The sequence below is a fragment of the Arthrobacter sp. H41 genome (assembly GCF_000520535.1).
Lineage (GTDB): Bacteria > Actinomycetota > Actinomycetes > Actinomycetales > Micrococcaceae > Arthrobacter_D.
Map to the genome: position 1 here is coordinate 25,406 of NZ_KI914771.1, position 6,880 is coordinate 32,285.

The window sequence follows — 6,880 nt, forward strand, 5'->3', positions numbered from 1 at the left end:
CCCGCTACGCGCCCATCTTCGCTGAGTCAACCCGTCCCGTCGGCGGGATGTCCGCCGCCGTATACTCTGAGCATGCCGATCACGCGCCTCAACCGAGGTCTCCACGCCCAACACTCCACCTTCGAGCAGTACGAGGGCGATCTGTGAGCGGCGGTCTGGTCGCCCTGCTGGACGACGTCGCAGCCCTGGCCCGCATAGCGGCGGCCTCGGTGGACGACGTCGCTGCCGGGGCCGCCAGGGCGGGGGTCAAGGCCGCCGGCGTGGTGATCGACGACGCCGCCGTCACCCCCCAGTACGTGTCCGGGGCGGACCCCTCCCGCGAACTGCCGATGATCAAGCGAATCTTCTGGGGTTCGCTCCGGAACAAGCTGTTGATCATCCTGCCGGCGCTGCTGCTGATCAGCGCCTTCATCCCAGGGGTTATCCCCTTCATCCTCATGGCGGGCGGCACGTACCTCTGCTACGAGGGGGCCGAAAAGGTCTGGCACAAGCTCCGCGGCCACTCCGAGAAGGAGAAGGCGCCGGCGGTCGAGCAGGGCCCGGAGGCGGAGGCCAAGGTCACCAAGGGCGCCATCACCACCGACTTCATCCTGTCCTGCGAGATCATGGTCATCTCGATGAACGAGGTGGCCGACGAATCCATCTGGTCCCGGGCGCTCATTCTCGTCGTGGTGGCACTCGCGATCACGGTGATCGTGTACGGTGCCGTCGCACTCATCGTCAAGATGGATGACATCGGCCTGCACCTGACCACCAAGGACTCCGCGGGCTCCCAGCGCTTCGGCGCGCTGCTCGTCAAGGGGATGCCCGCCGTGCTGACCGCGATAACCCTCGTCGGGACGGTGGCCATGCTGTGGGTTGGTGGTCACATCATGCTGCAGGGAGCCTACGACCTCGGCTGGCACGCACCGTACGACCTGGTTCATGTCCTCGAGGCCCCATTCGCCGGGATTGCGGTAGTGGGCGGCCTCCTGGCCTGGCTGGTGAACACCCTGTGCTCGGCCGTCCTGGGACTCGCCTGGGGCCTCGTCGTCATGGCTATCCTCCACCCGCTGCTCAATGCGTTCAGCAAGAAGAAGGGCGGGCACGAAGAGGGCGACGTCCGCGCCGCCGTCGCCGGCTATCGGCCGACGAAACGTGACGCCGACTCCACCTCCTAGCTGTACACGGGAGCGGGCATGGCCTGTTGCACGAACCGGTAGCGCCCGCGCTCGCGTAAACGTGGGCGGGCGACCGCCGCAGGGCAAGAAAAAACCGCTGGATCCAGGCTACTTCCCTGGATCCAGCGGTTGATCGGTGGAGCTGAGGGGACTCGAACCCCTGACCCCCTGCATGCCATGCAGGTGCGCTACCAGCTGCGCCACAGCCCCAATCCTTCGCCGCTCCCGGTTTCCCGGAAGCAACTTGTTTAGTTTAGTAAACTTCTCCCGCTCTGCAAAATCGGCGGATCGGCGCGGGTTTCAGCCTTCGACAGGTTCCGAGGGAAGCGAGCCAATGCCCACGTTGTGCTCCCGCAGCTGCCACGTGTACAACGCATCATCCACCCTGACCTGCTCGTCCAGGGCGGACCAGTGACAGTTCGACACGCCGGACAAAGCGCCCCACACGAGCGACGGCAATCCCATCAGGGACGCCAACCCCGACCGGATCGCACCACCATGGCTGACGATCACCAGGGTCTCACCCTCGTTCAGCGATTCGACGGCTTGGGTGGTGGCGATCCTCATCCGCCGGCCCACTTCCTCGCGGTTCTCCGCCCCGCCCGCGCGGACCAGCGGATCGCCACCACGCCATGCAGCGTTGGCCTCGGGGAACTTCTCGTCGATCTGGGCGAAGCTGAGCCCCTGCCAGGCGCCGGCAGCCGTTTCCCGGAGGCGGACATCGAGGCCGACGGGCAATCCGGTCAGTTCTCCGAGGAACTTGGCGGTGTCCGAGGCCCGGGTGAGATCCGACGAAAGGATCCGTACGGGCCGGCGCAGCGCAAGGATTTCCGCTGCACGCGCGGCCTGCTCACGACCGACGCTGTCCAACCCGATATCCTCCTGGCCCTGGAAGAGGCCGTTGGAATTCCATGCGGTGCGGCCATGACGCCAGAAGATGATCCTACGGGCGGCGGGATCGGAGTGGGCATGGAAGTTCACTACGACTCGGAATCGCCCGACGCCGCTTCCCCGGCCAGCTGCGGTGAAACCTGCTGTCCCTCCAGCTGGAGGTCCACCGAGGGGCAGTCCTTCCAGAGGCGGTCCAGCGCATAGAAGAGGCGGTCCTCCTCATGCTGGACGTGCACCACCACCTCGGCGTAGTCGAGCAACACCCAGCGGCCCTCGCTCCGGCCTTCACGCCGCACCGGCTTGAGGTCCTGCTTCGACAGTTCCTCCTCGATGGCGTCCACGATGGCGTTGACCTGACGCTCACTCGGCGCGGACGCGATGAGGAACACGTCGGTGATCGCCAGACGCTCGCTGACGTCGATGGCAACAATGTCCTGGGCTATCTTGTCCACGGCGGCACGGGCCGCCGTCCGGGCAATCCCGATGGATGATTCGCTAGCGCTCACTGATCTCCTTGTATGTGCCGTCCCCCGAGGGGACCGAGCATCTGTTTCGATGTGCTGAAAACTGTTGTGGATCTATCCGGTGGTCTGCTGGACGGCGCCGGAGTCGGCGATACCCATGGTGGGCGGGCCGGCCGCCCGGTACAGACCGTGCTTCGCGATGTATTGAACGACGCCGTCGGGTACCAGGTACCAGACCGGGTTGCCCGAGCCGACCCGCTGCCGGCAGTCGGTCGACGAGATGGCCATCGCCGGCACCTCGAGCAGGCTGACGTCCCGACCGCCGTCGTCGAGCTCGTGGCCTGGACGCGTCACTCCGATGAAGCGCGCGAGCGACCACAGCTCTTCGGCGTTCTTCCAGGTGAGGATCTGCGCCATGGCGTCGGCACCGGTGATGAAGAACAGCTGCGCATCGGGCCGCTGGACCTTCAGGTCCCGAAGGGTGTCGATGGTGAACGTTGGCCCTGGTCGGTCGATATCCACACGGCTCACCGTGAAACTGGGGTTCGACGCGGTGGCGACCACTGTCATCAGGTACCGGTGCTCGGCCGGACTGACATCCGTATCGGCCTTCTGCCACGGCTGTCCCGTGGGTACGAAGACCACTTCGTCAAGATCGAACACCGCTGCAACTTCGCTTGCCGCGACAAGGTGCCCGTGGTGGATGGGGTCGAACGTGCCGCCCATCACCCCGAGGCGCCACGCCGTGCCATCGCGGTGCCTCTGGTCCGACCGGCCGGTGGTCACGTGCCCTGTTGTAGCTTCCGCAGCCTGCTTCAATGCCTTTAGTGCCGCTGGGCTTCGCCGTGGTCGTGGTTGTTCGCGTGCTGCTTGTGCGGATCGATGTGTTCCTCGGTTGCGCTGTGGCGGTTGCCCAGGTTCGCGAAGGACGCGGTGATCAGCATGAGGAGCAGCAGGATGCCCATGACGATCAGCCCGTAGGCGATCGCGGGCATGGGCAGCTCGGTGTGCTCGACCGCTTCGCCGGCGAGGATTGCGGCGTCCAGATACTGAGGCATCATCTATTTTCCTAGGTACTAAGTAGCGGCCCGCCCTAAGCCCGCAGGCCCATACGGAGTTTCCATACCATGTTACGCGCTGGAGGAACTCCCCCGGCACCCTCACCTACAGCCGGATCTGACCATCGCCGTTCAGGATCCACTTGGTGGTGGTGAGTTCGGTCAGGCCCATGGGACCGCGGGCGTGCATTTTCTGGGTGGAGATTCCCACCTCGGCACCGAGGCCCATCTCGCCGCCGTCGACGAAGCGGGTCGAGGCGTTCACCAGGACCGCAGCGGAGTCCACACCGGCAACGAACGCTTCTGCGTTCTTCAGGTCGTTGGTGATGATCGCTTCGCTGTGGCCCGTACTCCAGCGCCGGATGTGCGTGAGCGCCTCGTCGACGGAGTCCACTGTGGCCACCGCCAGGTCCAGCGCCATGTACTCGCGGCCCCAGTCGTCATCGGTGACCGCCTGCATCGCGGCACCCGCCGGCAACAGCTGCGCGGTCCGCTCGTCGACGTGCAGCTGCACGCCGGCCTTCGAGAGGGCACGCAATACCTCGGGCGCAGCCGTGGCACCGTTGTGGATGAGGAGGGTTTCCACGGTGTTGCAGACGCTCGGCCGCTGGGTCTTCGCGTTGAGCAGGATGTCCACGGCCATGTCCTCGTCCGCCGATTCGTCGAGGAAGATATGGACGTTGCCCTCGCCCGTCTCGATGACCGGCACTGCGGCGTTTCGGACCACGGTCTGGATGAGGTCCCGCCCGCCGCGTGGAATCAGGACGTCCACCCGGCCCCTCGCCCCCATGAGGACGTTGGCGCCGTCCCTGCCGAACTCGTCGATGGTTTGGACGACGTCCGCGGGGAGGCCCTGCTCTCCGAGGGTGTCCCGGAGAATCCCGATCAGGGCCGCGTTGGTATGGGCTGCAGCGCTGCCGCCGCGCAGGATCACGGCGTTGCCGCTCTTGAGCGCAAGGCCCGCGATGTCCACGGTGACGTTGGGGCGCGCCTCGTAGATGGCGGCGACGACCCCGAGCGGCACGCGGACCTGCCGCATGCGGATTCCATTGGGGAGCGTCTGGGCGCGTACAGCGGAACCGACGGGATCGGGCAGTGCCGCCAGTTCCTCGAGCGCCGTGGCCAGGCCCTGAATGCGCTCGGGCGTGAGGGTGAGCCTGTCGAGGAGGTAGTCGGACGTGCCGTTGGCACGTCCCGCGGCCGTGTCGAGCGCGTTCGCCTCGAGGACGGCGGCCTGCCTCTGGACCAGGGCGACGGCGACCGCCTGGAGGACGCGGTCCTTGCGGGCACGCGTCGCGCGGCCGATCACGCGGGACGCCGTCCGGGAGCGATCGGTGATGCCGTACACCGCAGTGGTCAGCTCATCGGAACCGGCAGCGCCCTGCGTGCCTTCCCCGCTTTCGGTACTGGAATTGATCGAGTTTCCTGTCAACAAGTCAGTCATCCCTTCAGTCTAGTGAGCATCCATGGCGGCCCCATAGGGCTCCGCGATGGAAAAGGCGGATAGCGCAGTTCGTCCTCGTTCAGAGGACCACGAGGTCGTTGACGTGGACAATGGAGCGTTCGTATTCGGAGCCGAATTCCCGGGCGATGTCGCCGGTCGAGCGACCGAGCATCCGAGGCAGTTCCACGGAGCTGTAGTTCACGAGTCCGCGCGCCACCACGCGTCCCCTACGGTCCACCATCTCCACCGGGTCACCGGCCTCGAACGTCCCGGAGATCCGATCGATGCCGGCCGGCAGGAGGGAGCGGCCGCCGTCGCCCACGGCACGGGCTGCGCCGTCGTCGAGGATGAGGCTCCCATGGATCCGCGCCAGGTGCGCGAGCCAGAGCAGCCGGATCGGTTGCCGTCGCCCGGTGGAGCTGAACCAGGTGCCGACGTCGTCGCCTGCCAGCGCCGCGGCCGCATTCGCGGTCGACGTGACCAGCGCCGGGATGCCCGAGCTTGCCGCGATCGTCGCGGCCTCGACCTTCGTGACCATGCCGCCGGTGCCTACTCCTGCCTTGCCGGGCCGTCCGATCGTGACGTCTTCAAGGTCCGCCGGCGACTTCACTTCGGGAATCCGCAGCGCGCCGTCCTTCGGCGGTCCGTCGTACAGCGCATCGACATCCGAGAGCAGGATCAGGGCGTCGGCCTTGACGAGGTGTGCCACGAGGGCTGCGAGGCGGTCGTTGTCGCCGAACCGGATCTCATGGCTCGCCACGGTGTCGTTCTCATTGACGATGGGCACGACACCGAAATTCAGGAGCCGCTCCAGAGCCCGGTGGGCATTGGCGTAGTGGGTGCGCCGGATGAGGTCCTCGACCGTCAGGAGTACCTGGCTCACCGTTACCCCGTGGGCACCGAAGGCCTCGGTGTAGCGGGCCATCAGGAGCCCCTGGCCAACGCTCGCGGCGGCCTGCTGTGAGGAAAGCTGGGTGGGTCGTCGCTGCAATCCGAGCGGCGCGAGCCCTGCAGCGATCGCGCCCGAGGAAACCAGGATGACTTCAGTGCCGGCGTTCCTCCGATGGGCAAGCACGGTGGACAGGCGGGTCAGCGCATCCTCCGAGATGCCGCCGGAAACCGACGTCAGGGAGGAGGATCCGACTTTCACGACGATCCGCCCGGCCTTCGAGAGGCCGGCGCGGTTCGTCAGGGTCTTGGATGCGGTCATTAATTCCTTGGGTCCTGGTCCTCGGCGTCGACCGGCACAGCAGCCGGTACGTGCTTCTTGCGGTTGTTCACGGACTCGGTCCAGATGCCTGCCTTGCGGTCGGCCTCGAGATCGGCCCTCGCCGCCGCCTTGGCATCCTTGCGTTCCTGGTACTCCTCGCGCTTCTGCTCACGCGTGGGCCGATCGTACTCCGCGAGGCGGAGGTCGCTGCCACGCGGTCCCGCAAGGAGCTCGGCACCGCCCATCATGGTCGGCTCCCAGTCGAAGACGACGCCGTCGCCCTCGCCGATCACCACGGTCTCGCCCGGCTTCGCGCCTGCCTTGAAGAGCTGCTCCTCGACGCCCAGCTTCGCGAGCCGGTCGGCAAGATAGCCGACGGCCTCGTCGTTGGTGAAGTCGGTCTGCTTCACCCAGCGCTCGGGCTTCTCACCGAGGATGCGGAACAGTGGAAGGGCATCCTTCTCCTCGTTGCGGATCCGGAATGCAGCGGCGTTGACGCCCCGCGGGCGAAGGACGGGCGGTGCCACGACGGGCGGTGTGGCCTTGACCGCGGCGCGCGCTGCCTCGACGATCTCCGCCATGGCGTAGCCCAGCTGGCGCAGGCCCTCATGGCTCGACGCCGAGACCTCGAACACGCGGTAGCCGCGGGCCTC

At 66.7% G+C, this 6,880-nt stretch carries 8 protein-coding genes and 1 tRNA gene; 1 reads left to right on the forward strand and 8 read right to left on the reverse strand.

Translation table 11 applies throughout. The annotated features are described in order from the left end of the window. Nucleotides 1-143: 143 nt before the first annotated feature. Nucleotides 144-1,160 carry a DUF808 domain-containing protein gene (locus tag Y705_RS0103615; RefSeq protein WP_026531857.1) on the forward strand — a complete coding sequence of 339 codons (1,017 nt, stop codon included), beginning with the start codon at nucleotides 144-146 and terminating at the stop codon, nucleotides 1,158-1,160. Between the two features lie 137 nt (nucleotides 1,161-1,297). Here the strand turns inward: Y705_RS0103615 and Y705_RS0103620 are convergent. The 8 genes from Y705_RS0103620 to cgtA all read right to left on the reverse strand — a co-directional run. Further along, a tRNA-Ala gene (locus tag Y705_RS0103620) sits at nucleotides 1,298-1,370 on the reverse strand. A gap of 90 nt (nucleotides 1,371-1,460) precedes the next feature. Beyond that, complete coding sequence (locus Y705_RS17145; RefSeq protein WP_049822219.1) at nucleotides 1,461-2,141, reverse strand: histidine phosphatase family protein; 681 nt, start codon at nucleotides 2,139-2,141, stop codon at nucleotides 1,461-1,463. Next, nucleotides 2,141-2,557: a ribosome silencing factor gene (rsfS, locus tag Y705_RS0103635; RefSeq protein ID WP_026531859.1), complete on the reverse strand. Its 417-nt coding sequence runs from the start codon at nucleotides 2,555-2,557 to the stop codon at nucleotides 2,141-2,143. The genes Y705_RS17145 and rsfS overlap by 1 nt, the downstream gene beginning before the upstream one ends. 72 nt (nucleotides 2,558-2,629) lie before the next feature. Beyond that, the gene (gene nadD, locus Y705_RS17150) at nucleotides 2,630-3,244 is read right to left on the reverse strand and encodes a nicotinate-nucleotide adenylyltransferase (protein ID WP_049822231.1); all 615 of its coding nucleotides are present in this window, start codon (nucleotides 3,242-3,244) and stop codon (nucleotides 2,630-2,632) included. Nucleotides 3,245-3,339: 95 nt separating this feature from the next. Then, the gene (locus tag Y705_RS0103645) at nucleotides 3,340-3,576 is read right to left on the reverse strand and encodes a hypothetical protein (RefSeq protein ID WP_026531860.1); all 237 of its coding nucleotides are present in this window, start codon (nucleotides 3,574-3,576) and stop codon (nucleotides 3,340-3,342) included. A 103-nt stretch (nucleotides 3,577-3,679) separates the two neighbouring features. After that, nucleotides 3,680-5,017, reverse strand: coding sequence for a glutamate-5-semialdehyde dehydrogenase (locus Y705_RS0103650; protein WP_026531861.1), 1,338 nt, complete (start codon nucleotides 5,015-5,017; stop codon nucleotides 3,680-3,682). A gap of 79 nt (nucleotides 5,018-5,096) precedes the next feature. Next, nucleotides 5,097-6,227 (reverse strand): glutamate 5-kinase, encoded by a 1,131-nt coding sequence (gene proB / locus Y705_RS0103655; RefSeq protein ID WP_026531862.1) that lies wholly within the window; start codon nucleotides 6,225-6,227, stop codon nucleotides 5,097-5,099. Beyond that, nucleotides 6,227-6,880 (reverse strand): Obg family GTPase CgtA (cgtA, locus tag Y705_RS17155; protein ID WP_155849899.1); only part of this gene is annotated, 654 nt, incomplete at its 5' end. The genes proB and cgtA, both read right to left, overlap by 1 nt.

Coding starts and splice junctions, on each gene's coding strand:
- Y705_RS0103645 (WP_026531860.1), bottom strand. CDS start 3,576: ATGATGCCTCAGTATCTGGACGCCGCAATCCTCGCCGGCGAAGCGGTC.
- Y705_RS0103650 (WP_026531861.1), bottom strand. CDS start 5,017: ATGACTGACTTGTTGACAGGAAACTCGATCAATTCCAGTACCGAAAGC.
- proB (WP_026531862.1), bottom strand. CDS start 6,227: ATGACCGCATCCAAGACCCTGACGAACCGCGCCGGCCTCTCGAAGGCC.